Source organism: Candidatus Dedyshia acidiphila (assembly GCF_051025295.1).
Lineage (GTDB): Bacteria > Acidobacteriota > Terriglobia > Terriglobales > Acidobacteriaceae > KBS-83.
Genome location: NZ_JBMGJV010000017.1, coordinates 30,155 through 56,272, shown reverse-complemented (window position 1 = coordinate 56,272; position 26,118 = coordinate 30,155). Strand labels below are relative to the sequence as shown.

Sequence of the window (26,118 nt, the reverse complement as noted above, 5' to 3'; positions counted from 1 at the left end):
GCCGGAGCGCCTCATTTCCGAATGGAGACGCGAGTACGCGCCCGCGCGCAAGGCAACAGATGACACAGCCACGTCACCGTCATGTGAAGGAAAGAGGTGCTATTGCAGAAAGAAATGGTAGGCACGAGGAGACTCGAACTCCTGACCTCTACCGTGTCAAGGTAGCGCTCTAACCAACTGAGCTACGCGCCTGCACCTGATGTTGCAGCGCTTCCAGTATAGCAAGGCGGCCCGCCTCCGGCAGGCGCATCCGTTGGTCCCGGGGCGCGCCATACGGTAGATTGATTCACAGCAGGTTGCGCGTTGCCGCCGCACCCCGCCCCGCATGCCCGTGACCACCGACCCGTGCTGAAAGACCTTCGCGCCGCGCCCAACCAGCTGACCTTCCTGCGGCTCTGCATCATTCCGTTTCTGGTCACCGCGGTGCTGGATGCACGCTACCGCACGGCCTTCGCCCTGTTCATCCTGGCCGGCATCAGTGACGGGCTGGACGGCCTGCTCGCCCGGCTGCTGCAGCAGCGCACGCGTCTCGGCGAATACCTGGACCCGGTCGCCGACAAGCTGCTGCTGAGCACGCTATTCCTCGTCCTCATGCACCAGGGACTGATTCCGCGCCGCGTGACCATCCTGGTGTTCAGCCGCGATGTCGGCATCCTGGTCGTGGCGGCGCTGCTCTACGCCAGCACAGGGCTGCGTGAGTTCCGTCCCAGCCTCTGGGGCAAGGCAAACACGATCGCGCAGATCCTCGCTGTGGCCATGACTCTCTGGGTAGCGTGCTACCCAGCCCCGCTGCTGCAGGAGGCGCGGCGGTTCGCGCTCATCGCTACCTTTGTGCTGACCTTGGTTTCGTGGTTCCACTACACATGGCGGGAGGCGAGCCGGCTCGGTTCAGACGAGTCGACCCACGCGCTTTGATCCGGCTCAGGCCTCTTCGTCGGTGACTTGGTCGACGATGAGCTCGTCCTCGTTCGCGTCTTGTGTCATTTCCTTGTATTCGTCGGCGTCAAATACCTCGCCGCACTCTTCGCACTCGACATATTCCACGTCGTCCTCGCGGGCGACAACGCGAACCTTGGGATGCTTGCAGATCTCTGGCATGTTCTTGGAAGTTGGCTGAATGTGCCGACGGCCACAGCTCTGCGGGTGCGGCCCGGTATGCGCTGATTGTACCCGCGGTTCCTAAAGAGTCAATGCACCTCGCGCGGAGTGGCACCGGCTGCCAGATTCCGTACACTCGAGCGGAGCGTGCTGCGCCCGATCCCGGAACTGCTATGAATCGACTCCCCCTGATCCGCCGACCCTTGAGCCGGATGCGTCGCTTCGGTGCGCTCGGCACCCTGCTCCTGCTGTTCCTCGCCCTGTTCGTCAGCGAACAGTTGATCTCGAGCGGAGACCCTTCGCTTGAGTCGCACGTCGCCTTCTCGCCAGCCACCCCCGGCATGGTCGACCAGTCGCCCCTGCGAACAGCGCGGGACCTGGCCACCCAGGCAGCGGTCGAGCAGGAGCACCGGTTCGCCGACCAGGCACTGCGCCTGGCCGACAATGAGGTGGACCAGGCCTTTGCCACGGCGCTGCGCAACGCCACCGTCCAGCCCCTCCCGCTCAAAGGTGAGGCTCTTCCCGTGGCGCAGCGCGTCCGCGCACTCGAGGAGCGCATCCGTGGCGAGCAGGCCAATGTCGCCACCCTGAAGCAGAAATCCGCCCCGGACGACGCCACCCTGCAGCTCGCGGAGGCACAACTCGCGCTCGATATCGACGAGGCGGACGAGCTCCATCAGACCCTGATCCGGCTCGGCGCAGATCGTCATGCGCTGATCCAGCAGGCGCTCGATGAGCACGAGTCCGCGCACAAGGAGGAGACGGCCGCCTCCGCGTCCGAAACCGAAGCGCTCGAAACGCCGCAGGCCCTGCGTTCGCTCGTCGGCAAGCTGCGCGCCCTGTCGTCCCTGCGCAGCCGTCATCGCCAGCTGGTCACCGCCCAGACGGCTGCTCAGCACATGGCACAGTCTCTGTTGCAACAGAGGAATCAGATCGCCGCCCAGGTCGATACGGCAGCACCGCCGGTGGTCACCGGCCAACCCGTCACCACCGGTTCCGATGTGAGCCAGCTGCACGCTATGGCCGCCAGCCGCCAGGCCATCACCGAATCCGAGCGCCGCATCCGCGACCTGAATGCGCTCGGCGATACCTACGCGAAGTGGGACGCGCTGGTGCTCGCGCAGCAGCGCACGGTTGTCCACCGCATCCTGCGCGCGTGCCTGTTTCTTGTCGGCATCATCGTCGTCACCATGCTCACCGGCCGGCTGCTGCGCCGCTTCCTCACCAGCCGCACGTTGCTCGACCACCGCCGCCAGCAGACGCTGCAGTTTGTGCTCTCGTTTAGCGTGCAGCTCGTCGGCATCGCCCTCATTCTCATCCTGCTGTTCGGCACGCCCACGCAGACGCCCACCATCATCGGCCTCGCCACGGCCGGCCTCACCGTTGTGCTCAAGGACTTCATCGTCGCCTTCTGCGGCTGGTTCATCCTGATGGGCCGCAATGGCGTCCGCGTCGGCGACTGGGTCGAGATCAATGGCGTCGGCGGCGAGGTGGTCGAGGTCGGCCTGCTGCGCACCACGCTACTCGAAACCGGCAACTGGACAGAGAGTGGCCGGCCCACCGGACGGCGCGTCGCCTTCATGAACAGCTACGCCATCGAAGGCCACTACTTCAACTTCTCCACCGCCGGACAGTGGCTGTGGGAGGAGCTGCACTTCCCATTGCCTGCCGGCGAAGACATCTATGCGGTGACCGATGCGATCCGCGAGGCAGTCGACGAGATCACGCGCGAAGATCGCGAACTCGCCACGCGGGAATGGCGTCGGCTGCGGCAGGCCAGCGGCAACCTGGGCACACTCAGCGCCGACCCCATCGTCGAGCTGCGGCCCAGCGGCAGCCTCGAGGTCGTGATCCGCTACATCACACGCGCGCAGGACCGCCACGCGATGCGCTCCCGCTTGTATCAGCGGCTGCTCGCGATCCTTCATGCGCCACCTGCCTTCACGGACGCGAGTCTCGCCGCCCTCCAAACCCACGTAGACACACAGATCGAGCAGGAGGCTTCACGCTAGCCGACCGCGATACGGTCTCTGCACAGCCGGGACCGCGTCATCGCTGACGGCGTTGTATTCTCATCCCAAGTCACACATCTGGATAGCAACAGTCCTGCGCAGCCTCAGAAGCAATCATGCTGAAGACCCGAGTGCTCACCATCCTGCTGATTGCGACTTCGCTCCTCTGTGCGGAGGAGTATCTCCACTTCTTTCGCAGTCACCCCAACGAGGTTGACTGGCAGCGAACGTCGCTGCATCACCCAGGGTGCACAGACGTGCGTCCCAATGGACTCCTGATCCAGTGCCCAGTCAAGGGATACGGCAGTGCTCTATTCGTTTGCATGCAGCAGGGCTGCACTGTCCAGGACGATGCAAATGGCACTTACATATCGCCCGCTCAGTTGGAGATCCTCTCGCGGGCACGATGAAGCAAACACCATGACCGACACATCGATGATGGCCACGTCTCTGCCAGGCCACAAAGAGCGGTCCCGTACCCCTGAACGCGAACTACCGCTGCCCATGAGCCTGCGCGTGTTCGTTCTGGCCTCCACCCTCTTCACGTTCCTGTCGTTTCTTGGGTCCGCCATCGCCCGCATGGCTGGGCGCTCGCTTCCGTACACATTCCCCTACATCTTTTATCCCGGGGGGTTTTACGGGGATTACCGCAATCTGCTTGCCACTATCAGCCATTACGGGAGCCCCGAGTTCCTGCACATGAAGACCTACTTTATGTATCCCCCTGCCATGCTGCTGGTCTTCGTTGGCCTCTTCAAGTCACACACGAGTGGCAGAACGTTCAGCCTGCTCATTCTGCTGGCAGGCGTCGGGTTGGCCTTGGCCTTCTACCGGGTCCTGCGGAATCGTTCAGTGGCGCGAGCCCACGCACTGCTTCTTGTCTTAGCGACAACGATTACGTCCTACCCCTTCATGTTTCTGTTGCAGCGCTCGAACATTGAGGTGCTGCCCTGGATTCTGATCACAGGCGGACTATGGGCCTTCTCTCGCCGGAGTTACAAAGTCGCCGCCGTCTGCTTCGGCATTGCAACAGCCCTCAAGCTTTATCCGTTTGTCTTGTTCGGTCTCTTCCTGCCGCGCCGCAGATATATCGATATGGTCGTCGGTGCAGCAACAGCGCTCGCGCTCACATTGTGCGGCTTGCGAGCGATCAGTTCGGATCTCGTATTCGCATTTCGATGGAGCAGTGCGCAGCTTCAGGCATTCGGAAAACTCTACGCCGGAGACAGGTGGGGCTTACCGTGGACCACTCGATCTTCGCCCTGGTCAAATTCGCGACCATCGCCTCTCACCCGGATCTGTCGCCATTCGTGCCTATCTACATGCGCTCGATGGCCGTCCTCTGCCTTCTGGTCTACTTTCTCCGCATCTGGCGTCTGCCAACCCTCAACCAGATCGTGATCCTGTCGACCCTCAGCATCGTGATCCCTCCGGTGTCTTTCGAGTACACGCTGCTGTCACTCTATGGATCGTTCGCCATCCTTTGCGTCGCCTCACTCAGAGCGCCGGCAGCAGAGCAGCGAACACTCTTGCCCTACTTCCTGCTATACGCAATGATCTTCACGCCCGAAAGTTACATATACCTGCACGGGATTCGCTGGGCCGGCCCATTCCACGGTCTGTGCCTGCTCGCCCTTGTCTTCCTTGCACTTGCTAAGCCTCTACCGGCATCGCTAGGACAGGACGCGGAGTTGGCGATTGCGGCGCGGCCCTGAACCCAAACCTCTGACGCAGCGGTTCCATGCTGGACGGTGCAAACCGAACATGAGGGGCAGACGCAGAAAGGCCGCCATTGCTGGCGGCCTCTTTACTGTCTCGTTCAGTCTTCCGACTTAGTCGCCCATGACCGGCTCTTCACGATCGACTGCCGCCGGCGGCGCCGGCTTGATCGCATCGAGAGAAACCAGGCCTTCGACCGGCTTCTGTCCCAGCACGTGCTCCTTGTAGAGGCGTGCCATCTTTGCGGCCTCCGCATCGGTCTTGATCTTGGCATCGCGTGCCCGGATCTTTTCCTCGCGGCTGTTCTTCGCAATGCCCAGCTTGTCCAGAGTGTCGTTGGCTGCCGCGTCCACGTGCTCGCGGTTCAACACCAGCGTGTGCTCCGCCTCGCCGAGGCCGACCTTCTTGCCGCCCGCGAAGATCTCATGCCGGCCGTGCTCGTCGTACCACTTCGTGAGCGTTGCCGTCATGTGCATCTTCTCGATGATGTTCCGCCAGCCCACGCCCGTGTTGTACGCGCAGAAGCTGATCTCGCCTTCCTGCGTCGCGTACGGAATGATGCACTGCTCGGTGCGCCGGAAGTCGTAGTTGAACAGGTCCTGGAACCACATGCCTGCGATGAACAGGAAGTTCCAGCGATCCGCGCGGCGCTTTTCGATGTCCGCCATCGTGCGATCGCTCGTCACCTTGCCGTAGTTGCGGCCAGTGGCGCCAAAGCACTTATCGAACTTCGCCAGCAGGTCCATGATGCGGAAGTGCGTCGGCGACATCGTCGGGTCGTAGTTGCGCAGCAGCGCAAGCGAGACGCCCACGATCGAGAGGAACTTGCCGCGCGCGGCGTCGTTCACCTTGGCCACGTCCTTCGCGAGGCGATCGGCGTTGAGGAATGCGGTCACCGGAACGGCTTCCTTCGTTTCCTTGTCGATCATCAGCGCCATGCCGATACCGCAGTTCGGGTGGCATCCGCAGGAGAGCTGACCCCAATCCGCGTTCGGCCCGTGCACCAGGTCGGCCCAGTCGGAGAAGGTGCTCATGAAGCTGATCGGGAACCAGTCGCGCTCGGGGATCCCCATGCCGGTCTGGTTCTTGACATCATGCGCGAGGTGGCTCAGCGTGTAGCGCTGCGCGGCGCGGCGCTCGTCGCTGACCTCTTCGTCGCGGCCCGTAAAGCTGACCGGCTGGAACGAGAGGAAGTTGATGCGCTTCGGATTATCCAGCGCGAACTGGATGATGCGGCCCACCTGCTCGTTGTTGATGCCGTTCACGATCGTGGTCACTGGCACGATGTCCACGCCTGCTTCGTGCAGGTTGTGGATGGCCTGGAGCTTCACGTCGAATGCATTGCCGACCTTGCGGTGCGAGTTGGCAGCGTTGCCGATGCCATCGAACTGCAGGTACGCATAGCGCAGACCCGCTTCAGCAGCAGCGCGGCAGAACTCCTTGGACTTCGCGAACTCGATGCCGTTGGTCGCAGCCTGTACCGAGTTGTAGCCCACCTTGCGCGAGTAAGCGACAGCGTCCAGGAAGTACGGCGACAGCGTCGGCTCGCCACCCGAGAACTGGACCGACATCTGACGACGCGGCTTGATCTCGATCGCGTTGTCCAGCATGGTCTTGATCTCGTTCCACGTCAGCTCGTGGACGAAGCCCACCTGGTTCGCGTCCATGAAGCACGGATCGCACATCATATTGCAGCGGTTGGTCAGATCGATCGTCAGCACCGAGCCGCGGCCATGTGTCACCGTCGAGGTGCCGTGATTATGCAGTTTCTCGTCGTTGTGCGCGCGGATGTCGCGGCCGGGGAACACGTCTTCGAGGTGCTTGAAGAACTTGGTGTCCATCGACATCAAGTCTTCAAAGTGGCCGTGCTTCGGGCAGTCCTTCACCATCAGGATCTGGCCGTCACGCTCGATGATCTGCGCCTTGATCTCGCCGACCTTCTCGTTGAGCAGGATCTCGTGCGGCAGCTTGCCGTCGATGATCTGCTGGCGGATCTCCGGCACGCACTTCGGGCAGAGCGAATCCGTCGTGCGCGGCCAGCCCAGCGGAGGCTTTTCCTTCTGGTAGCTCTTCAGCAGTGGCTTTTCTGACCACTTGGGCGTAAACGACGCATTTGGACGGATGCTGTTCAGCTTTTCAAAGACCGTCCACGCGCCCTTGGCTGCGAAGGTAACGGCCCGCTCCGCGTACTTGACTGCTTTCGACATTCAGATCTCCTGGTATGAGCCGTTGAGGCTCCGTTAAGACCGCACTCCCGTTCGCAACAGGAGATGTCAGTCTATGCAACGAGATGCAACTACGGCAGTACGACGCCAGAGTCTCCCGGGAATTACCGAGGGGTACTCATTCATCATCAGGCTACGTGGTTCAGCAGGCGGGGCGAACCCAAGTGGGTCGAATGGTCGTAAAAGCCCCCCGAATGGCGGATGAGGCTCCCCAACGGAACCGCTTGTGCCACTCAAGTCCATGACTCTCAACCGGTTATCAGGGAGATACCCAGGCGCTTTCTCTCCCTTCCCTGGCAGGCTCTCACTCGCGGGACAGACACTCGCCTTCCGTCTCGCCCGACTTGAGACCGTCGGCCCGCTCGCGCGTGGAACAATGGCACTCGTGCCAGCACCGCCCAGAGCCGCGAAGAGCATTAAGCCTGGCAAACGCGACGCCATCCTCAACGCCATGCTGGACGTGGTCGTCGAGCGTGGCTTCCATCACGCGCCCATGTCCCTCATCGCAGAACGGGCCAGCGCCAGCCCCGGCGTCATCTACCACCACTTCGCGAGCAAAGAAGAGATCATCCAGGCGCTCTATCAACGGCTCAGCGAGTTGAAGCACCGAGGCATTCTTGAGGGCTACACCCCAGGCATGGAGGCGCGCGAGGCCTTTATCCATGTCGCGCTCAACGTACCGGTTCTACCGTCAGCACCAGCGCGAGCTTCGCTTCCTGGAGCAGTTTGAGCTAGCCGGCTTCCCCTGTCCCCCTGGGACTGCAGAAGAAGAGGCCCGGCTCACCGACTTCCTGAGCCGCTTCAGGAGCCAGTCGAGGGGCGGGCTGCTCAACGAACTTCCCCAGGAGGTCCACCAGGAACTCACCATAGGTGTCCTCACCCGCCTGGCCAAGCTTCCAGCAGCGCTGCCGGAGGCCACCCTGCGCGATCTGGCAGAGCGGATGTGGCAGATGGTGAAGGCCGAACAAACGAATGACCAGTCCCTCTGCGGCCGGCCAGCGCTTCCTTGCCGTCGCCGGCGAGTTCCTCAGCTTCCAGCAGATCTCCCGCGTGCTCCGCGCAAGGCTGGGCGAGGCCGCCCGTCGCGCGCCCACCCGCGTGCTGCCGGATTGGGTGCTCCGCGTAATGTCACTATTCGATAAGGAGGTCGCGCAGATCGTTCCGGAGCTTGGTAAGCAAAACCAGGCCAGCAATCAAAAAGCCCGGAACCTGCTCGGCTGGACCCCGCGCTCCAACGAGGACGCCCTCCTCGCCACCGCCAGCAGTCTCATCGAGCTCGGCCTCGTGAAGAGCGCAAAGCAAACCGCCTGAGCGGAGCACGCGACTGAGGTGCGGTCCTGCTGAACGCAGCGCCGCAATGGCTTCTCTGAACAGGCAACGCAATTGGCTGGTGCCATCGCGATGATCTCCCCGATCGCGGGAATGGCGGGTGATACGCTCAAGCGTCTTCCGGGCCACGCAGGTATTCCAGGAGAGACGTCATGAAGCTGAATCGTTGCTGGCCCGTTCTCTGCGCTGTTCCGTTGCTGAGCTTCAGCCTCGCTGCTCACAATCTCGCTGCTCAGGACATGGCGGTCACCTGCAAGCCCGTCGCCCAGCGTACTGGCGAGACCGGGTGCTGGGTTCTGGCGAGTCAGGCGTGGAAGAAAGACTCCAGCGGACCGGTGTACTGGTCGCTTGATCGCTTCGAGGACCGCGCAGCCGCGGATGGGGCACGAGGAGCGCATGGGCAGGTATTCGAAGCGCTCGGCAAGGTGTGGGTCTTCACCATCGGCGCCAAGGACGACCGGCCCGCCGCGGGAGAGCACGTGACCCAGATCGGGCCGCTGCCGGTAGACGCGCACAGCACGTACATGGCGATGTTTGCCGAGGCGGTGTTTACGCCGGGAATGCAGAGCGTGGTGCATCGCCACCCGGGCGCGGAGGCCTTCTACACCGAGGAGGGCGAATCCTGTCTGGAGACGCCTGCAGGCAAGCAGGTGGGCCACAAAGGGGTGGACGTCCTGATCCCCGAGGGACCACCCATGGTCGTCAGAGCTACCGGCACAGAGAACCGAAGGGGATTAGTGCTGGTGCTACACGATTCGACCCAGCCCTGGTCGTCGCTCGCACCGGACTGGAAGCCTGCGGGCCTTTGCAAGTAGCGAACCGGGCGCAGAGAGACCGCCCTCAGACCTGCATTACTTCCTTTTCTTTGTTCCTCGAGAGCTCTTCCATCCGCTTGATCTCTTCATCGGTCAGCTTCTGGATCTCTTCGAGCGCCCGCTTCTCTTCGTCTTCGGAGATCTGCTTGTCCTTCGTCGCCTTCTTGATGGCGTCGTTGCCGTCGCGGCGGATGTTGCGGATGCCGGTGCGATGCTCTTCGAGCACCTTATTCAACTGCTTTACCACTTCCTTGCGCCGCTCTTCGGTCATCGCGGGCACCTTCACGCGGACGACCTTGCCGTCGTTCTGCGGGTTGAAGCTCGAGTCGGCCGTGCGGATGCCCTTCTCGATCTCCCCGATGGCGGACGGATCGAACGGCGTGATCAGGATCGTCTGCGCATCCGGGATCGAGAGCTGGGCGACCTGATTCAGTGGCATCTCGGTGCCGTAGTACGACACGCGCACGCGGTCCAGCATCTGCGGATTGGCGCGGCCCGTGCGGGTGGCGGTCAGGTTCTGCTGGAAGTCGGTCACCGCCTTCTCCATGCGCGCCTTCAACTGCTGATGCACTGTCTTCAGCGCGGGAACCGTGGCCATAGTCGAGACTGCCATGTCGGTCTTTCCTCCTCGGGACAAAACAAGATTCTAGCGGACAAAGCGCCGCCGCCCCAGCCGGAGAACCCTCCAGCAAAACAGCCTTGGGGCTGAGGTCAGTGGCGGCGGCTTTCGTCAGAAGCTTGAGTTCGCGGCAGCGCTGGTCAGCTCCACCGATGCTTCGAGCGGCGTTGCGTTCACCGCATCGCCGACGTGGACCGTGAACTTGCCGGGATCGATCGTCCACTTCTGCGTCTGTACGTTCCAGTAGGCGAAGGAGCGTGCATTCAGGTCGACCGAGAGGTGCTTTGTCTCGCCGGGCGCGAGCATGACGCGTTCGAAGCCCTTCAGTTCGCGCTCCGGCCGCTCGATCTTCGCGTGGCCATCGGAGACGTACACCTGCGCTACATCCGCGCCCGCGCGCTGGCCGGTATTGGTGACATCGAAGGTGACGGTCACCTTCGGATCGGCGCCTGCGGACTGCGGGCTAAGTGCAAGATTCGCAAAGCGAAACGTGGTGTACGACAGGCCATAGCCGAACGGGAACAGCGGCTCTACGTGGTTGTGCTCGTAGCCGCGATAGCCGACGAATATGCCCTCTTTGTAGAGGACGCGCTTCGTCCCTGGCTCCGGGTAGTAGTTGTTGTAGGTCGGATTGTCCTCGGCGCGGCGCTCAAATGTAGCCGGCAGGTGCCCCGACGGGTTCACATCGCCGAAGACAATTTCGGCCAATGCGCGCCCGCCGGACTGCCCTGCATACCAGGTTTCGAGCACCGCCGGGACACGTTCGAGCCACGTTGTGGAGTCGACATTTCCGCCCGAGGTAATCGCTACGATTACCTTCCTGTTCGTCCCCGCCATTACCTGGATCAGCTCGTCCTGCCCAAAGGGGAGGGCAAAGGTTCGGTCACCACCCTCGCTCTCGCTGTTGTTCTGAAAGCCGGCCGCGACCACCACGACGTCCGCCTTGGCCGCGAGCTGTCTTGCGCGTTCGGTGACGACGTGATCCACGGAGGCAATTGCGAACCGAAGCCTGCCGCCGATGGGACTGTTCTGTTTGTCCTCGACGACGATTTTGTGGGGGGAGGCGGAGAGCTCGACCGTGATGTGCGGCTGGAAGGCGCGCACCAGGTCCCAGTCGTCGATCACCAGCTTGTCGTCGATGTACACGCGATGGCCGGTGCCCTCGCCACCGCCCTCGGCAGCCACGATGTAGCGGCCGGCCGACTCCGGCGTGAAGTAGCCGGTGAAGCGGCGCGACACCTCCTTGACGCCCGACTGAAAGAGCTCCATCAGGGCTGCCGGATCGTCGCTGAGCGAGTCCCAGCTCACGCCACGCGTGTTCACGGCCGAGACCACGGTTGTGGCCGGCGTTCCTGTCAGCTCCGCGTTCTTGAACTGTTCGAGCGTGAGGCCCGGCTTGCCGCCGGTCGCGGCGGTGGTGAAGTGCGTCTGCAGGGCCAGCTCGGCCAATGTGGGCACGCCGCTGTCGTAGTAGACCGTCGCGTTGCTGCCGAGATACTCCGTCATGCCTTCGAGCGGGCTGATGCTGCGGAAGGGCTGCACTGCCGCGCTGCCGCCGCCCACGGGCACGCCGGGGTAGGCGTCCGGGCCGACCACGAGCACGGATTTCACCTGCTGCTTGTCGAGCGGCAGCAGATGGCCTTCGTTCTTCAGCAGCACGGCAGATTCGCGCGCGCCATCGAGCGCCGTGTCGGCATTGCGCTGGTCCACATAGGAGATCGATGTATCGAGCTGAGGGCGATCGAGCCAGCCGAACATCATGGCGGTCGTCAGGATGTGGCGAATCTTGTCGTCGATCGTCGCCTCGGTGACCTTGCCTGCCTTGATCGCCGGCTCGAGGTTGGCGCGATTCATGAACTTGCCGGTCGGCATCTCGAGATCGAGTCCGCCATTCGCCGCGCCCACGGCATCGTAGGTGGCGACCCAGTCCGACATGATGGTGCCTTCAAAGCCGAACTGTTTGCGCATGAAGTCGAGATTGGTCTGCTTGTTCTCGGTCGCATGCGCGCCGTCGATGAGGTTGTAGGAGTCCATCACGGCGCCGACGTGAGCCTGCTTCACGGCTGCCTCGAAGCTCGGCAGATAGATCTCGTGCATGGCGCGCGGGTCAACGATCGAATCGGAGTCGTGCCGCAGATACTCGGAGTTGTTCGCGATGTAGTGCTTGATGGTCGAGCTGACGCCCTGCTTCTGCATGCCGGTGATGTACGCGACGGCGATGTTCGAGGTGAGGAACGGATCTTCGCCGAAGTACTCGAAGTTGCGGCCATTGCGCGGCGAGCGATAGATGTTGACGCCCGGGCCGAGCATGAAGTGCACACCACGCGCACGTGCATCGCGGCCGATGCCTGCGCCCACGCGCTCGGCGAGCTCGCGATCCCAGCTTGCCGCCATCCCGATACCGCCGGCGTAGGTGGTGGATTTGAAGCCACTGTTGGAGCGCACGCCGACCGGGCCGTCCGACATTTCGAGCGCGGGCAGATGCAGTGCCGGCATGGCGCGCACCGCGAAGCCCGTGCCGCCGATGTAGTCCAGCTTTTCGGCGAGCGTCATTTTGTGCACGATCTCGTCGATGTGCTGCTTGTCGGCAGAGGTGAGGGCGTGTGGCGCCTGCGCGACGGCGCTTGCGGCGAGCACAGCGGTGGCGGCGACGAGCAGCGAAAGCTTCTGAAGACGAGGAGTGGCGGAGACGTACATGCGCATCAGGGCCTCTGAAATGGAACGCCGCTGATACTAAAAGCCCTGCTGCACCGCTGGCAAAGACGCGTGCGGGAATGCCCTAGGTGAGCATGCTGAGGCCGGTGGACGCGGCCTGCTCGTGCGCGTGATAACTCGAGCGCACCAGCGGTCCTGACTCGACGTGGCGGAAGCCCATCTGCATGGCGGCTTCTTTCATCGTGGCGAACTCGTCCGGCGTGTAGTAGCGCGCCATCGGCAGGTGATCCTTCGATGGCCGGAGGTACTGACCGACGGTGAGGATGTCGACGCCGACGTTGGCGAGATCGCGAAAGACGGCGATCAGCTCATCCATCTCTTCACCGAGGCCGGCCATGACGCCGCTCTTGGTGATGATGGAGGGATCGAGCCGCTTGGCCGTCTCGAGCAGTTGCAGCGAGCGCTCGTAGCGCGAGCCCGAGCGGACGACGCGATAGAGCCGCGGCACTGTTTCGGTGTTGTGATTCAGCACTTCCGGCCGCGCATCGACGACTAAGCGGATCGCGTCTTCGCGCCCCTGGAAGTCGGGCACCAGCACTTCGATCTGGCAGCCGGGCGCCTGCCGGCGCACCTCTTCGATGAGCACGGCGAAGGCGCGCGCGCCGCCAACGATATCGTCATCGCGATTCACGCTGGTGACGACGGCGTGCTTGAGCCCGAGGGTGGCGATGGCTTCCGCAACACGGCGCGGCTCGTCGAGATCGATCGCTTCGGGCCGGCCCTTGGGCACGGCGCAGAAGCCGCAGCGCCGCGTGCACAGGTTGCCGAGCATCATGAAGGTCGCGGTCTTGTGCTCCCAGCACTCGCCGATGTTGGGGCAGTGCGCGCTCTCACACACGGTGTGCAGGTTGAGCGAGCGGGCCAGCTTTTTGAGGGAGTGGTAGTTCTCACCGACCGGGGCCTTGGCCTTGAGCCAGGCCGGCTTCGGCGCAGGGCGGCGCGGGGCTGTGTCGATCTGCACTAAGTCGGTCAGAGATGCGGAGAGCGAGGATGCCGAGACCGAGGAGGCAGAGACGAGCGGGGCCGAGAGCAGCGCGGGCAGAGCGGCGAGAACGGGAGAGTCAGCCACAGCTTGATTGTACTGAAGCCACTCCACGGCCGCAGGGCGGCGTTGACCGGCTCGAAAATCATGGTGCGGGGTCGATTTTTGTGGCGTCACTTCGGGTGGCGTCACTCGTACCGGAGCGCCTCCAGGGGCTCGATCCTTGTTGCACGCGCGGCGGGGATTGCGCAGGCGATCAGCGCCACGGCGCCGAGGATCGCCACGGCGACCAGCAGGGAGGAGTTGCCGCTGTTCGTACCCGGCTGGACGAGACCGATGAGCAGCCGGCGGAGCGCGAAGGACAGCGCCATGCCGATGGCCACGCCGGCCGCGACGCTGAAGGCGGCCGAGCGAATGACGAGGCGCAGCACGTGCCTGGGCATGGCGCCGAGGGCCATCCGGATGCCGAACTCGTTGGTGCGCTGCGCGACCGTGTACGTGACCACGCTGTAGAGGCCGACGGAGGCGAGGACCAGCGCAAGCGCTGCGAATCCGCCGAACAGCCAGGCCATGAGCTGGCCCTGCGCATACTCGGGCTGAGCGGCGATCCAGCCCTCGAGGTCACGCTCATGGCCGCCCATCTGCTGGGTGTGATCGACGGAGGCGATCTGAACGCCGATGTCATGCAGGAGCGCGAGTGGCGGGCCATCGGTGCGCACCGTGAGCCCGACGCCTGGGCCCATGACCAGGGTCCAGGGGATGAAGACCTCGGGCTCGGGCGGGCGATTGAGGCCGCGGTTGGCCTTGTCCGCGACGATGCCGATGATCAGCAGGGGGGCGTCGGCGCCCGGTGCGACGACCACCTGCGGCGGGTGACCCAGTTGGAAGAGTGAGGGGACGCGGATGGTATGACCGAGCGCATCCTGATGCGGGAAGTAGCGGCGCGCAAATGCCTGGCTGACGAGCGCGAGCCGGACGTGGTGATCGTCCTCGGCGTCCGTCCACACCCGGCCTTCACGGATCGCGCTGTGGAGCACGCTGAAGTATTCCGGGCTGACCAGGTTGACGGCGACAGACTGCTTGTCCGCGGCGGTGCTGCCGGCGACCTCGACCGAGCTTGAGAAGCCGCCGTACGGAGGCGGACCACTGCTGGTCACTCCGACGCCGAGGACACCGTGCACGAGCGCGAGCTTGTCACGCAGCGCGCGCACAAAGGCCGTGCGCTTCTCGAGCGTGGGGTAGTTTGCACTCTGCAGAGGCAGCTCCACGAACAGCACGTGATGCGGATCGTAGCCGAGCGGCTTGTGGGTCAGGGTCAGGAAGGCCCGGATTGCCATGGTCGAGGTGGTGAGCAGGAGCAGGGTGAGCGCGATCTGCCCGCCGATGAGCAGATGGTGAGCCATGCGGCTGCGGACGCTGCCCGCGAGGCGACGCGTCCCGGCCTGCATGGCCTCCCTGATATCCGGGCGGGAGAGTTGGAGCGCGGGGGAGAGGCCAAAGGCGACCCCGGTGACGAACGCGACGGCCACGCAGAAGAAGAGAGCTGGCAGGTTGATGGCGATCGCGGCCTCATGCGGGAAGGCGTCCTCGGGGAGCAGGGCGACGATCGCCGCGAGCAGCCTGTAGCTGAGCGCCACGCCGAGCGCGGCCCCGGCCAAGGCAAGCAGGAGAGACTCCGTGAGCAACTGGCGCACGATGCGCGATCGCGAAGCGCCGATGGCAGAGCGGATGGCGAACTCATGCTGCCGAGCCGTACCCCGCGCCAGCAGCAGGATGGAGACATTGCCGCAGCCGATGGCGAGGAGCAGCGCGACCGCGCCGAAGAGCATAGCGAGGGTGGGGCCGATGGTGGCGACGAACTGCTCGTTGAGCCCGATCACGCGGAGTGGGCCCGGGGTCTTCGGGTAGTAGTTCGGGGTCTGGCGCTCGAACTGCTGGATGAGCGGCTTGAGTTGCTGGGCGGCCGCAGCGCGCGACACACCCGGGCGGAGCCGGACCTCGGCGGTCTTCGCCTCCCCGCCCGCGGTCAGCTTCATGGGCAGGTAGGCGTCGGCATCGTTCCAGGTGAAGCGCCGGCCCGCGACGCCCACGACGACGTAGGGTTTGCCGCTCAGGTCGATGGTCTTGCCGAGCACCTGCGGGTCGCCGTGGAAGCGCCGCTGCCAGAACGCGTAGCCGAGCACCGCGACGGGGTCCGGGTCGCGGTAGCCAACCGCGTCTGTGGGCAGGAGGCCGCGCCCGAGCGCAGGGGGGACGCCGAAGAAGTGAAATCCGTTGGCGGTCATCAGGCAGGCCCGCACGTTCTCGGGCAGCTCCTGACCGGTGATGGTCAGGTTCATCCGATCGGTCAGGACCGAGTCCTCGATGGCGGGGACGGTGCGCAGTTGTTCCCACTGGGGAACCGTGATGCCGAAGCCCTGGTACTGGCCGGACTGGAAATCACCGAGCGCGAGGTGTGCCATGCGGTCCGGGTGCGCGTAGGGGTAGGGCTCGACCAGGACGGCCCAGACGACGCTGAACACGGCGGTGGTCGCGGCGATGCCGCAGGCCAGCGACAGCAGGCAGGTGAGCGTGAAGCCCAGGCTTTTCACGAGCTGACGAATGGCGTACCGCAGATCCTGCAGAACGGAGCGCATGGCGATCTCCCACGTAATCGAAGGCCGACGGGCTGGAGCGCATATGCAAAGAGCACGTCGCGAGCCGTATCGGGCACGTGCGGTCAGATCGTGCATCGTCGCAGTACGGGAAGAGTTACGATTCGCAGCGCGATGATGTGCCCGCGCCGATCACGAACGAGCCTGTCCGGAAGTGAGACGGTGGCGTGCGAATCCGGACAGTGCGGGTTTAGCGGAGGCGGTCGCGCACTTCGGGTCGGACGAGGTAGAGGAAGAACATCAGGTTGAGCAGCGACATGACGAGCGCGGGGCCCTGATAGGTGCGCAGGAAGGCCCAGACCTGATAGCTCATGAGCAGGAAGACGGCGGCGCTGGCGAGCGCCCATCCCCATCGATAGAGCCGCGCCAGTCCGACGGCAGCGATGACGAACAGCAGGCTGACGAGGACGAAGAGGCGCGGAAAGCGGCCCGTGGCCGCGCCGAAGCCGACGACGCCGGCGAGCACGAACATGTAGAGCGCGATGCCGGCCATGCCGGGCAGCAGGCCGCGGTAGGTGTCGCGCTTGGCCACGGGATCGTTTGAGGGATCGATCGGGGGATCGTTGGCGGGAGCCGTGGGTTTGGCGGGTGCGGTCATAGGGTATGCAGGTAGCGCAGCAGGGCTTCGGCGTCCTGCTCGGTGAGCGAGATGGCGGGCATCATGCCGCGACCGCGGTGGATGACGGCGAGCACACGATCGTCCCGGGCGGGCGCGCCGCTGGGCAGCGCTGGCTTGCGGAAGACGCCGTAGAGGCTGGGCCCATGCAGCGCGGTGGTGTCATACGCATTGTGACAGCGGGCGCACGCGGAGACGAAGACGGCTCGGCCGGCTGCTTCGTCCGGTGTGAGTTCGGACAGCGGCTTGCCGGGCGGCAGCGAACGGCAGCCGGCCGCGAAGAGCGCGAGCCCTGCCGATAGCCCCAACCAGACTGTGCGCGTGCGAGTCCTCAAACCACGATTCTATGCGAGCGCGGTGCTCGCTCACTCGGCGCGCCAGATCATCTCGACGAGTTGATCCATCGCCTTGCCCTCGGCCTTCGAGTCGGGCTCGTGATCGTTGATGAGGATCGAGATGGCGACGGTCCTCCCGGATGCCGCGGTGAGATAGCCCGAGAGTCCGCGCACCTCGGCGAGCGTGCCGGTCTTTGCGTCGAGCTTGCCCTTGACGGGCGAGTTGGTGAATCGCGCGTTGAGTGAGCCGTCGACCCCGGCCACGGGCAGTGTGGAACGCCATGCCGCGCCCCAGGGCTGGCGCGAGGCGTAGGCCAGCAGCTTTGTCGCGGCGCGCGGGGTGATGAGGTCCTGGTTGGACAGGCCGCAGCCATCGAAGAAGAAGAAGTCGCGCGGGTCAACACCGACGCCGATCAGGAACTGCCGCACGACGCGCGTGCCCTGGCCGAGCGAGCCGTCGCGCGCCAGCAGTTTGCCGAGCGTGCGCAGCGTGAGCTCTGCGTGCAGGTTCTGGCTCACCTTGTTGACGACTGTGAGGTCATCGAGCAACGGGGGCGACACGTGCGAGGCGAGCACGCGGTTGCCCGCGGGGGCGGTGGCAACGGTTGGCAGCGTGACCGGTGTGAGCGTGAGCGGCTCTTCCTGCTCCTTGCGCAGATCGGTGGTGTCGACGGAGGGGCGGTGGCGCGCGCGCGCCGCACCGGTGACAGCGATGCCGCGCTGGCGCAGCATCGCCACAAACGCACGCGCCGTGAACTCGGCTGGGTCCTCGAGCGCGAGGCCGGCGTGCAGGCCGGGGCCGCCGATGGCGATGGTGCCGAAGAGGCGCACCGTGAGCGAGCCGGGAACGCGATCGATGCCGACTGCGTTCTCCGCGCCCTTGGCGGTGGTCGAGAGGCCATTTTGTAACTGGTAGTAGTCCACCGCGGGATCCCATCGCGGCGTCACCAGATCGCCGGGCTGCGCGCCGGGGTTGGCGTTGAGGAACACTGCATTGTCATTGACGCTGAGCGCGCTGACGGGAGCGCCGTAGAGCCAGAGAAGATCGTCCCAGCTCCAGCCGGGTCCGTAGCGCTCCGCGGTGAACCACGTGTCATCGCCGATTACGTCACCCGCGATTGTCTTTATTCCGTTGGCGGCGACCTGGTCGGCCATCGCTTCGAGTGCGGCAAGGGGCGGGTTGGGGCGATCCGTCTTCAAGGTGTAAGGAAAGGCGCGGCCCGAGATATTCGGATCGCCGACGCCGAGGATCGCGAGCGAGCCATGCAGCGCGCCGGCGCTGTCCACTTCGCCTTCGGCAACGACGTTGGTCGTGTAGGTAAGTTGCAGAGGCAGCAGCGCCGCGGCAGCCGCGGTGGTGAATAACTTCGCGTTCGACGCCGGCTCGAATAACTCGCCATCGTTGAGCGCGAAGATCTGCCTGCCGTCAAGCGTTGTGACAGAGACGCCCCAGTGCGAGCGCGCCAGCTCCGGGTCGGCGAGCAGACGGTTGATCTGAATCGCGAGCGCGGGGACATGAGCAGGCGCGCGCTGCGCACAAAGCTCCGGCGCGAGAGGGAGCAGTGCGAGCAGAGCGGTGGCGAAGAAACGGTGCATGCGGCGGAGTGTATCAGCGCCTCTGCAAGAACCGCCGGGCGTCGTGCGCGAGCACAGGTGATTCAGAGAAGTACAGTTGATACTCTGCGGACATGATGGTACCGGCGCAATCCGAGTGGCAACTTCGCACACGGTCGCTGATGCTGGGCGGCCGGGCTCATGTGATGGGAATCCTCAACGTCACACCGGACTCGTTCTCTGACGGTGCGCGGCTGCACTCGGTGGATGAGGCGGTGGAGGTGGCGCTCGGCATGTTTGCCGATGGCGCGACGATCGTCGATATCGGTGGAGAATCAACACGGCCGGGAGCGACGGGCGAGCTGAGCACGCAGGAGGAGATGGATCGCGTGCTGCCGGTGATCGAAGCGGTCTGCCGCGTTGCTCCTGATTCTGTCATCTCCGTAGATACATATCGCGCAGCGACGGCGCGCGCTGCTGTCGAGGCGGGCGCGCAGATCGTCAACGACGTGAGCGGCATGTTGTGGGATGACGCGATGGCAGCGACGTGCGCTGAGCTTGGCTGCGGTGTCGTGCTGATGCACACACGCGGACGCCCCAGCGAATGGCGGACGCTGCCGCCGCTTGCGCCGACCGAGGTGGTGCCGCTGGTCCGGCGCGAGCTCGATGAGCGGCTGGAGGCGGCGCGCAGTGCAGGGATAGACGGGCAGCGCATCGTGCTCGATCCGGGCTTTGGCTTCGGCAAGGCGTATGAGGCGAACTATCCACTGCTGCGCGGGCTGCCGGATCTGGTCTCGCTGGGACGCCCAATTCTTGCGGGGCTGTCGCGCAAGGGATTTCTCGGACGGACGCTCTCTCCACTGCACAGCGGCATCGATGCACCGGTCACCGCGCGCGAAGCAGCCACACTGGCCGCGACGACCATCGCGATGACGCTTGGCGCGTCACTGGTGCGCGTGCATGACGTGCGCCCGGCCGTGCAGGCGGCGCTGATTGTGGCCGCGACCTGCAACGAGCCGTAAACGCAGCGGCTGCATCTGCATCTATCCCTTCTGAAGGCCGTTGTCTCCCCGCTCGGCCTGCTGTCAGGATGGGTCCGCTTGCTTTCGAGTCTCCCCCGCAGAGTTCGTCACCGGCTGCTGTCGTGGCGCGCACGCGGCGCGCCGTCGCTGAGCGAGATGGCAGAAGAGCGAGCAGTGCTGTGCCCGGAAGAGGTCGCGGAGACACCACCGACGATCTATGACGAAGCAGCGCTGGCGCGGGTGACGGCGTGCGAGAAGACCACCAATTTCGAAGAAGAGATGACGCGGCTGCGTGGCGGCACGCGCCGGCATGGGGCGACGGTTCTCTACCGGCTGCGTGGCGTGGAGCTGCGGGATGGCTGGTTCTTCGCGGGCGGGCGCCCACTGCAGCGGGTGACGGTACGCGACGTGTCCGGATCACGCGCGATGGTCGAGGTGGCGCGTGCCGCGTACGCGTCCACCTATGTGGGCTCGCTCTACTTCGGGCACTGGCTATCGGACGATCTGCCGCTGCTGCTCGAAGCGGGCGGTCACGCGCCGGCAGTGATGGCCGCGCACACGCCGTACACGCATGAGCCGGGGTATCTCGACCTGCTGGGGCTGGCGGCGGAGCCTTTGGCGCGGGCGCGATTCGAGACGCTGCTCTGGATCGACAACGAAGCGCAGAACAGCCGGCGTGCGGCGCAGTATCGGGAGCTGCGACGGCGCATTGCGCGCCACACGAAACCTGTGGGAGGGCGGCGTGTGATGCTGCATCGCGGACGGAGTGGCGCGAGCCGCGTGCTGGTGAACGAGGGGGAGCTCGAAGAGCTGCTCGCGGCGCGCGGGTACGAGATCGTCGATCCGGGCCGGCTCAGCGCGCGTGAGGTCGCGCAGGCCTGCGCCGGCGCGCGCATCGCGTTGTGTGTCGAAGGCAGCCAGCTGACGCATGCGTTTCTGGCGATGGCAGAGCATTCCGCGATCGTGGCCATGATCCCGCCGTACCGCTACATCAATCACTACAAGGACCTGACGGACTGCATCGGGACCATGCGGTACGCATCGATGCTGGGCACCGCTGCGCCGGATGGCTTTCATGTTGCACCGGATGAGTTGCTGCGGCTGCTGGATCGCGTGGAGACGGCGCTGGATCAGGAGAGATACGCCTTGCAGGCGTGAGGCGCGGTGCTTAGCGGCGGCGGTCGCCGTTCAGGCGGCTGGCTTCGAAGCTGACGATCTTCCACTCACCCGACTTGTGGCTGTAGACGCGGGTGTAGTGGTAGTGGCCGCTGATGTCCCGCTCGCCCTCGTGGCCCTGGACGCTGACCTGCGAGGTGACGACGGCGGTGTCGCCGTAGACATGCACCTTGACGTTTTCGGGATCGATGCTGGTGATCCGGATGGCGCCGGAGCGGCGCAGCGCGATGGCATCGGCCTTGGTCTCGAGCGTGCCGTCCGGATTGATGCCGAGGTAGTCATCCGCGAGCAGGCGGCCGACGGTGGCGACATCGTTGTGCAGCAGTCCGTCACGCCACTGCGACTCCAGCCCTTCGATTTCGCGATGGAGCCGGTCCTCGCGATGCATGAGCGGCATGGAGGCCTGGGCCGGCAGCGACGTCAGCATCCACCCGCAGAGCAGGAGCACCAACGCCATGTGCACAGCAGAGGCACCGTGGGAGCGGCCCGGCCAGGGCGCGAGCCTGCCCCGGCGGTTCGCTGCGCTCTGCCATCGGGCCAAGCCGTTGGAATGCATAAGCCTATGGATGGTAGTCCGGGCAAAACCCTGCGTCAAAAGAATGCACCAGACGGCACCACGGCACGGTTAAAGTGCTGCGGACTGCGGCTCACTGCTGACGCCGCAGTCCGTTATGCGGGCCGTACTGTGTCAGATGATCGCGCTCAGGTCTTCGACCGCACGCTCACGCATGAGCTGGTAAAGCCCCTCGATCGCGTAGCGGCGGAAGTGATCGCTCGCGCGATGCGCCTCGACGGCTGCGTAGTCGGCGTACTGCTCGTAGATGAGCACGGTGTCGGGCTCGCCTTCGACGCGATGCGGAATATAGACGTGACAGCCGGGCTCCTGCCGCGAGGCGCGAGCCAGGTCGCGCAGGATGCCGTCGATCTTTTCACGATGCTCTGCGGCAAATTTCATGCGGACAGTGAAGCTGATCATGGCGTTCGTCTCTCCTCGGGATGGCATGCTCATCAGCCCTGCATGCCCTGCAGCGCGGCGGTGAACTCGGGGAGTTCCATGGTCTGCGAGCGGTCCGGTCCGGTGGAGACCATGCCGATGCGCGCGCCGGACTCGCGCTCGAGGAAGCGGAGGTACTCCTGCGCGAGCTTTGGCAGATCGTCAAAGCTGCGCACGCCCTCGGTCGAGGTCTGCCAGCCCTTCATCTTTGTGTAGACCGGCTCGATGCGCTCGAGGCCGCTGACATCGGCAGGGATGGTGTCGGTCTCCTTGCCGTCGATGCGATAGCCGGTGCAGACCGGGATCTCGGCGAGCGTGTCGAGCACATCCATCTTGGTGACGACCAGCCACTCCGTGCCGTTGATCTGGTTCGAGTAGCGCAGCAGCGGCAGATCGAGCCAGCCGCAGCGCCGGGGGCGGCCGGTCACGGCGCCGAACTCCTGGCCACGCGCGCGCAGCTCCTCGCCCATCGCGTCATGAATCTCGGTTGGGAACGGTCCTTCGCCGACGCGCGTGACGTAGGCCTTGGTGACGCCGATCACGGTGCCGATGCGGGTGGGGCCGACGCCGGTGCCGGTGACCGCGCCGCCGGCGGTTGCGGACGATGAGGTGACAAACGGATACGTGCCGTGGTCGATGTCGAGCAGCGTGCCCTGCGCGCCCTCGAACATCACGCTCTTGCCGTCATCGATGGCGCGGTTCAGCAGGGCAGCGGTGTCGCGGACGTAGGGGCGCACCTGCTCGGCGGCGGCGGCGTATTCGTCGTAGATCTGTGCCGGGTCGAGCGGGTCGGTGCCGAACAGTGCGTGCGCGATCGCGTTCTTCTCGCGGCAGGCGTTCTCGATGTGCTTCTGCAGGATGTTGGTGTTGAGCAGGTCGACGACGCGCAGGCCGTTGCGGTGCATCTTGTCTTCGTAGGCGGGGCCGATGCCGCGACTGGTGGTGCCAATGCGGGTGCGGCCAGGGGCGCTCTCGCTCGCCAGCTCGATCATGCGGTGGTAGGGCAGGATGACCTGGGCGCGGTTGGAGACGAAGAGCTGCCCCTGAGTGTTGACGCCGAGGGAGTCGAGCTTCTCGACCTCCTTGAGGAAGGCCATCGGGTCGAGCACGACGCCGTTGCCGATCACGGCCTGGCAGTCGGGCCGCAGAACGCCGCAGGGCACCAGTTGCAGGATGAACTTCTTGCCATGAATGATCACGGTGTGGCCGGCGTTGTGGCCGCCAGCATAGCGGGCCACGACGGCGAAGCGCTCCGAGAGCACATCGACGATCTTGCCCTTGCCCTCATCTCCCCACTGCGCACCTAATACGACCGCGGTCTTTGCTCGCATCCTGATCTCAAACCTTCTTAAAGTAAATTTCTGCGTGCGACGTGTGACAGCTTTCAGACCCGGCTGGCTCGCCAGTCGTCCCCCGGCATCACGCGGCGCATGAACTGATCGAACAGCGGAACGGTGAAACTAGTATCGCCGTGGGTAGGGCTCCAGATCATCCCTTTCGCGATCAGGCTGGCTCGGGTGGGACCTAAAGAACTAACCACGCGGCCAAGCTGCTCGGCGATATCCCCGGAGCGATGCGGCCCTGGTCCGAGCTCGGCCATGGCGCGCAGGTATCGCTTCTCTGCTGGCGTCAGGCGGTCGAAGCGGACCAGGAAAAAGCTCTCATCGAGCGCGGCGACGGCCTCGTCGGAGGCGTTCACCACATCTTCGCGCCGGATGGGGCTGCTGCGCGCCAGATCCCAGGTGTGCTTCCCCCACTCCTGGAGGAAGTAAGGATAGCCGCGCGTCTTTTCGAGGATCAGTGCCACGGCTGCGCCGTCGATCTCGATGCCCTCATTGCGCGCAGGGAGGACGATAGCTGCCGCCGCGTCGTCGTCGTTGAGCGGGCCGATCTCCGGGAAGTCGAAGAGCCGCTCCGCGTAGGACTTGGCCTCGCCCATCCGGCCGCGCAGTTGCGGCAGGCCGGCGCCCAGCACCGTCAGGGGCAGGCTCTCCTGCGAGCAGCGGTGCAAAGCAGCGATGAGTGCGGCAAGCTGCGACTCTTCCACATACTGCAGTTCGTCGATGAAGATCGCGAGAGCCGTGCCCGCGGCTCTTGCCGCCGTGCCGACCTGCTGCAAGAGTGCCGTCAGATCGCCTTCGAGCTCTCCGTTGTCGGCCAGCCCCGGCTCTGGAGCGTAGTCCATGCCGACTTCGATGTCGCGGTAGGTCACCTTCAACTTTGTGGCGAAGCCGGCCAGGGCGCGCAGGCCGCGGACGGCGACATCCTTGGCGGCCTCCTGCTTGCTGAGGTGAATGAGCGCGGAGCGGAGCGAGGGCGCGAGCAGCGCGGGCAGAGAGCGGTTCTCCGGCGCCTCGGTGCGCAGCGTCTGGATGCCGGCGCGCTCTGCGTCCCGCCGCATCTGGTCCAGCAGGACGGTCTTTCCGGCGCCGCGCAGACCCACGAGGAGAACACTTTTGGTCGGCCTGCCGGCGCGCAGCCGCTGCAGGCGCACCGCGACATCCTCACGGATGGCCCGGCGGCCAGCCAGCTCAGGCGGCGGGCTGCCGGCACCGGGAGCATACGGATTGCGGACAGGGTCCATCTGTACGGAGTTTAGCATGGTTATGAGAGGAGCATAATTTTCCTAAGATCGGTACACTTAAGCTGTTGGCTCGACAGTCTTAGATACCGGTCCTGATGCCTGCCCCACTCTCCTGATGCCTGAACTCCCTGAAGTCGAGACCGTTGCGAATGGTGTGCACGCGCGCATTGCAGGCGACACGGTTGAGAAGGCGTGGTTCTCCTCAAAGCCGGAGCCGATGAAGACGCCGCCTGCCGCCATGGCGGACGCGCTCACCGGGCGAATGATTGCGCGGGTGCGGCGGGTGGGCAAGCATATTGTCTTCGACTTCCCCCCCGACCCGGCACGCGACGCGGATGGGGCGCCGCCGCAGTGGATCGTGCACCTGGGGATGACCGGACGGCTGCTGGTGTCGCAGGCGGAGGTGCCGCGGCCGCCGCATACGCACGGAGTGCTCGTGCTGCGGTCCGGCCGGGAGCTGCGCTTTGTCGATCCGCGGCGGTTTGGCCGCATGGGGCTGCACACGGCTGCCGCCGGCTACGACGACGCTGCGGACCTGGGCAGGGGCCGCCCTGCTGCCCGGAGCCCTCGACCCGGCGCCGGGATCTCTACTGAATTCGCAGGGCCCGGGACGGATCCGCTGCACATCACGCCAGCGGACTTCCGGAGCCTGTTTCGCGGCCGCCGGACGCCGATCAAGGCGGCGCTGCTGAACCAGACGCTGCTGCATGGCGTTGGGAACATCTATGCGGACGAGAGCCTGTTTCGGGCAGGGATTCGGCCGCGGCGCATGGCTGCCCGGCTGACGGCGGCGGAGCTGGACCGGCTGCATGCCGCGCTCGGCAAGGTGCTGCGCGAGGCTATTGCGCTGGGCGGCTCGTCGGTGTCGGACTATGTGGATGCGGACGGAGTGCGGGGGTTCTTCCAGCTCGAGCACCGGGTTTACATGCGGACCGGGCAGCCCTGCCTGGTGTGCGGCGCGCCCATCCGGCGGACAGTTCTGGCTGGCCGGGGGACGCATTACTGCACGACCTGCCAGCGGTGAAGTCCGGCTGCCCTGTTTACAAGCTGGATACCTTCACGCTCTCCTTCGTAACAGTTCGCGACTACGGAAAGCAGAAGTCCGGGAGATAGGATTCCAGAAATCAGAAGACTGCGGGGCCGGCGGGCAGGGCTAAGTGCATGAAAGCACTTAGTCGCCAGGAATGGCACGGGAACTGCTTTAGTCTAGGCAGCCAGCGACGCACGCGGTCCCCGATACGGAGAAGGGCCCGGCGATCCAAGCTCCGGATGGGCAGAGCACGGCACCTACCAGGTCCTGCCGCCACCGGAGAAACACTCACCGCAGACGAGCGCGGTTCTTTGGGAGGCCAGTGACTGGCCATTCGCGCAGCGTCGCCTCCGGGCGGCGCTGTTTGCGTCCTAAGCCGACTTCTGCTGCTGCACTACCTTCTGCTCTGGTTCTTTTGTTGCTGTAGACATGGGAGACTGGGCCTCAGGAATGCGCTTCTGGGTGCGGTTCCCTGCTGTCCATTCCTGAACAGTGTCCGGACAGTACGCGCGAGCTTTTGCACTTGCCATCCACCCCCGCGATGGGTATGCTTGAACTTGCCTATCGAGCGGCTGATGCCCTCAAGTGGGCCGGGAAACGAGGTCCTTCAGGGACCGGGTCCGGACCAGACGGAGAGCT

The 26,118-nt window shown here is 64.9% G+C and carries 22 protein-coding genes, 1 tRNA gene and 1 pseudogene; 10 read left to right on the top strand and 14 right to left on the bottom strand.

All coding sequences use genetic code 11. The features are described from left to right. Positions 1 to 115: 115 nt before the first annotated feature. A tRNA-Val gene (locus tag AC5IJH_RS09160) sits at positions 116 to 192 on the bottom strand. A 153-nt stretch (positions 193 to 345) separates the two neighbouring features. Here AC5IJH_RS09160 and AC5IJH_RS09155 point away from each other — a divergent pair. Continuing rightward, positions 346 to 915, top strand: a complete 570-nt coding sequence (locus AC5IJH_RS09155; RefSeq protein ID WP_491902509.1) for a CDP-alcohol phosphatidyltransferase family protein — start codon at positions 346 to 348, stop codon at positions 913 to 915. Positions 916 to 921: 6 nt separating this feature from the next. Here AC5IJH_RS09155 and AC5IJH_RS09150 read toward each other — a convergent pair whose 3' ends face one another. Beyond that, on the bottom strand, positions 922 to 1,098 hold the full coding sequence (locus tag AC5IJH_RS09150; protein ID WP_491902508.1) for a hypothetical protein: 177 nt from the start codon (positions 1,096 to 1,098) through the stop codon (positions 922 to 924). A 173-nt stretch (positions 1,099 to 1,271) separates the two neighbouring features. Here AC5IJH_RS09150 and AC5IJH_RS09145 point away from each other — a divergent pair, with 173 nt between their 5' ends. From AC5IJH_RS09145 to AC5IJH_RS09135, 3 genes and pseudogenes are all read left to right on the top strand, one after another. Next, a complete protein-coding gene (locus AC5IJH_RS09145) occupies positions 1,272 to 3,110 on the top strand; it encodes a mechanosensitive ion channel family protein (RefSeq protein ID WP_491902507.1) in 1,839 nt (612 codons plus the stop codon). 351 nt (positions 3,111 to 3,461) lie between these two features. Next, positions 3,462 to 4,274: pseudogene (locus AC5IJH_RS09140) on the top strand (glycosyltransferase family 87 protein); the annotation flags it as partial. A gap of 77 nt (positions 4,275 to 4,351) precedes the next feature. Further along, the gene (locus AC5IJH_RS09135) at positions 4,352 to 4,825 is read left to right on the top strand and encodes a hypothetical protein (protein WP_491902529.1); all 474 of its coding nucleotides are present in this window, start codon (positions 4,352 to 4,354) and stop codon (positions 4,823 to 4,825) included. Between the two features lie 117 nt (positions 4,826 to 4,942). On the opposite strand, the gene AC5IJH_RS09130 is transcribed toward AC5IJH_RS09135, so the two are convergent. Then, positions 4,943 to 7,036: a radical SAM protein gene (locus tag AC5IJH_RS09130; RefSeq protein WP_491902506.1), complete on the bottom strand. Its 2,094-nt coding sequence runs from the start codon at positions 7,034 to 7,036 to the stop codon at positions 4,943 to 4,945. A 403-nt stretch (positions 7,037 to 7,439) separates the two neighbouring features. On the opposite strand from AC5IJH_RS09130, the gene AC5IJH_RS09125 reads away from it, so the two are divergent. From AC5IJH_RS09125 to AC5IJH_RS09115, 3 genes are all read left to right on the top strand, one after another. Next, positions 7,440 to 7,784: a TetR/AcrR family transcriptional regulator gene (locus AC5IJH_RS09125; RefSeq protein WP_491902505.1), complete on the top strand. Its 345-nt coding sequence runs from the start codon at positions 7,440 to 7,442 to the stop codon at positions 7,782 to 7,784. Positions 7,785 to 8,026: 242 nt separating this feature from the next. Next, a complete protein-coding gene (locus AC5IJH_RS09120) occupies positions 8,027 to 8,365 on the top strand; it encodes a hypothetical protein (RefSeq protein ID WP_491902504.1) in 339 nt (112 codons plus the stop codon). Between the two features lie 170 nt (positions 8,366 to 8,535). Then, the gene (locus AC5IJH_RS09115; RefSeq protein WP_491902503.1) at positions 8,536 to 9,198 is read left to right on the top strand and encodes a hypothetical protein; all 663 of its coding nucleotides are present in this window, start codon (positions 8,536 to 8,538) and stop codon (positions 9,196 to 9,198) included. Positions 9,199 to 9,223: 25 nt separating this feature from the next. Here the strand turns inward: AC5IJH_RS09115 and frr are convergent, their stop codons facing one another. The 7 genes from frr to dacB all read right to left on the bottom strand — a co-directional run bounded on the left by frr (position 9,224) and on the right by dacB (position 18,715). Beyond that, positions 9,224 to 9,811 (bottom strand): ribosome recycling factor, encoded by a 588-nt coding sequence (gene frr / locus AC5IJH_RS09110; RefSeq protein ID WP_491902502.1) that lies wholly within the window; start codon positions 9,809 to 9,811, stop codon positions 9,224 to 9,226. 117 nt (positions 9,812 to 9,928) lie between these two features. Continuing rightward, positions 9,929 to 12,520 carry a beta-glucosidase gene (locus tag AC5IJH_RS09105; protein WP_491902501.1) on the bottom strand — a complete coding sequence of 864 codons (2,592 nt, stop codon included), beginning with the start codon at positions 12,518 to 12,520 and terminating at the stop codon, positions 9,929 to 9,931. A gap of 76 nt (positions 12,521 to 12,596) precedes the next feature. Further along, positions 12,597 to 13,505 (bottom strand): lipoyl synthase, encoded by a 909-nt coding sequence (lipA, locus tag AC5IJH_RS09100; protein WP_491902527.1) that lies wholly within the window; start codon positions 13,503 to 13,505, stop codon positions 12,597 to 12,599. A gap of 197 nt (positions 13,506 to 13,702) precedes the next feature. Beyond that, positions 13,703 to 16,150 (bottom strand): ABC transporter permease, encoded by a 2,448-nt coding sequence (locus tag AC5IJH_RS09095; protein ID WP_491902500.1) that lies wholly within the window; start codon positions 16,148 to 16,150, stop codon positions 13,703 to 13,705. Positions 16,151 to 16,358: 208 nt separating this feature from the next. Next, positions 16,359 to 16,766 carry a hypothetical protein gene (locus AC5IJH_RS09090; RefSeq protein WP_491902499.1) on the bottom strand — a complete coding sequence of 136 codons (408 nt, stop codon included), beginning with the start codon at positions 16,764 to 16,766 and terminating at the stop codon, positions 16,359 to 16,361. Beyond that, positions 16,763 to 17,119 carry a c-type cytochrome gene (locus AC5IJH_RS09085; RefSeq protein ID WP_491902498.1) on the bottom strand — a complete coding sequence of 119 codons (357 nt, stop codon included), beginning with the start codon at positions 17,117 to 17,119 and terminating at the stop codon, positions 16,763 to 16,765. Before AC5IJH_RS09085 ends, AC5IJH_RS09090 begins: the two co-directional genes overlap by 4 nt. Before the next feature lie 30 nt (positions 17,120 to 17,149). Further along, positions 17,150 to 18,715, bottom strand: a complete 1,566-nt coding sequence (gene dacB / locus AC5IJH_RS09080) for a D-alanyl-D-alanine carboxypeptidase/D-alanyl-D-alanine endopeptidase (protein ID WP_491902497.1) — start codon at positions 18,713 to 18,715, stop codon at positions 17,150 to 17,152. A gap of 92 nt (positions 18,716 to 18,807) precedes the next feature. On the opposite strand from dacB, the gene folP reads away from it, so the two are divergent. Both folP and AC5IJH_RS09070 read left to right on the top strand, forming a co-directional pair. After that, the gene (gene folP, locus AC5IJH_RS09075; protein WP_491902496.1) at positions 18,808 to 19,695 is read left to right on the top strand and encodes a dihydropteroate synthase; all 888 of its coding nucleotides are present in this window, start codon (positions 18,808 to 18,810) and stop codon (positions 19,693 to 19,695) included. A gap of 78 nt (positions 19,696 to 19,773) precedes the next feature. Further along, the gene (locus tag AC5IJH_RS09070; RefSeq protein ID WP_491902495.1) at positions 19,774 to 20,853 is read left to right on the top strand and encodes a glycosyltransferase 61 family protein; all 1,080 of its coding nucleotides are present in this window, start codon (positions 19,774 to 19,776) and stop codon (positions 20,851 to 20,853) included. A 10-nt stretch (positions 20,854 to 20,863) separates the two neighbouring features. On the opposite strand, the gene AC5IJH_RS09065 is transcribed toward AC5IJH_RS09070, so the two are convergent. The 4 genes from AC5IJH_RS09065 to AC5IJH_RS09050 all read right to left on the bottom strand — a co-directional run bounded on the left by AC5IJH_RS09065 (position 20,864) and on the right by AC5IJH_RS09050 (position 24,449). Next, positions 20,864 to 21,328: a nuclear transport factor 2 family protein gene (locus tag AC5IJH_RS09065; RefSeq protein WP_491902494.1), complete on the bottom strand. Its 465-nt coding sequence runs from the start codon at positions 21,326 to 21,328 to the stop codon at positions 20,864 to 20,866. Positions 21,329 to 21,559: 231 nt separating this feature from the next. Further along, a complete protein-coding gene (locus tag AC5IJH_RS09060; RefSeq protein ID WP_491902493.1) occupies positions 21,560 to 21,847 on the bottom strand; it encodes a putative quinol monooxygenase in 288 nt (95 codons plus the stop codon). A 32-nt stretch (positions 21,848 to 21,879) separates the two neighbouring features. Further along, the gene (locus AC5IJH_RS09055) at positions 21,880 to 23,196 is read right to left on the bottom strand and encodes an adenylosuccinate synthase (RefSeq protein ID WP_491902492.1); all 1,317 of its coding nucleotides are present in this window, start codon (positions 23,194 to 23,196) and stop codon (positions 21,880 to 21,882) included. A 53-nt stretch (positions 23,197 to 23,249) separates the two neighbouring features. Continuing rightward, positions 23,250 to 24,449, bottom strand: coding sequence for a DUF8462 domain-containing protein (locus AC5IJH_RS09050; RefSeq protein ID WP_491902491.1), 1,200 nt, complete (start codon positions 24,447 to 24,449; stop codon positions 23,250 to 23,252). A 115-nt stretch (positions 24,450 to 24,564) separates the two neighbouring features. On the opposite strand from AC5IJH_RS09050, the gene mutM reads away from it, so the two are divergent. After that, entirely contained in the window at positions 24,565 to 25,473 is a 909-nt protein-coding gene (mutM, locus tag AC5IJH_RS09045; protein WP_491902490.1) for a bifunctional DNA-formamidopyrimidine glycosylase/DNA-(apurinic or apyrimidinic site) lyase, read from the top strand. Positions 25,474 to 26,118: the final 645 nt, after the last annotated feature.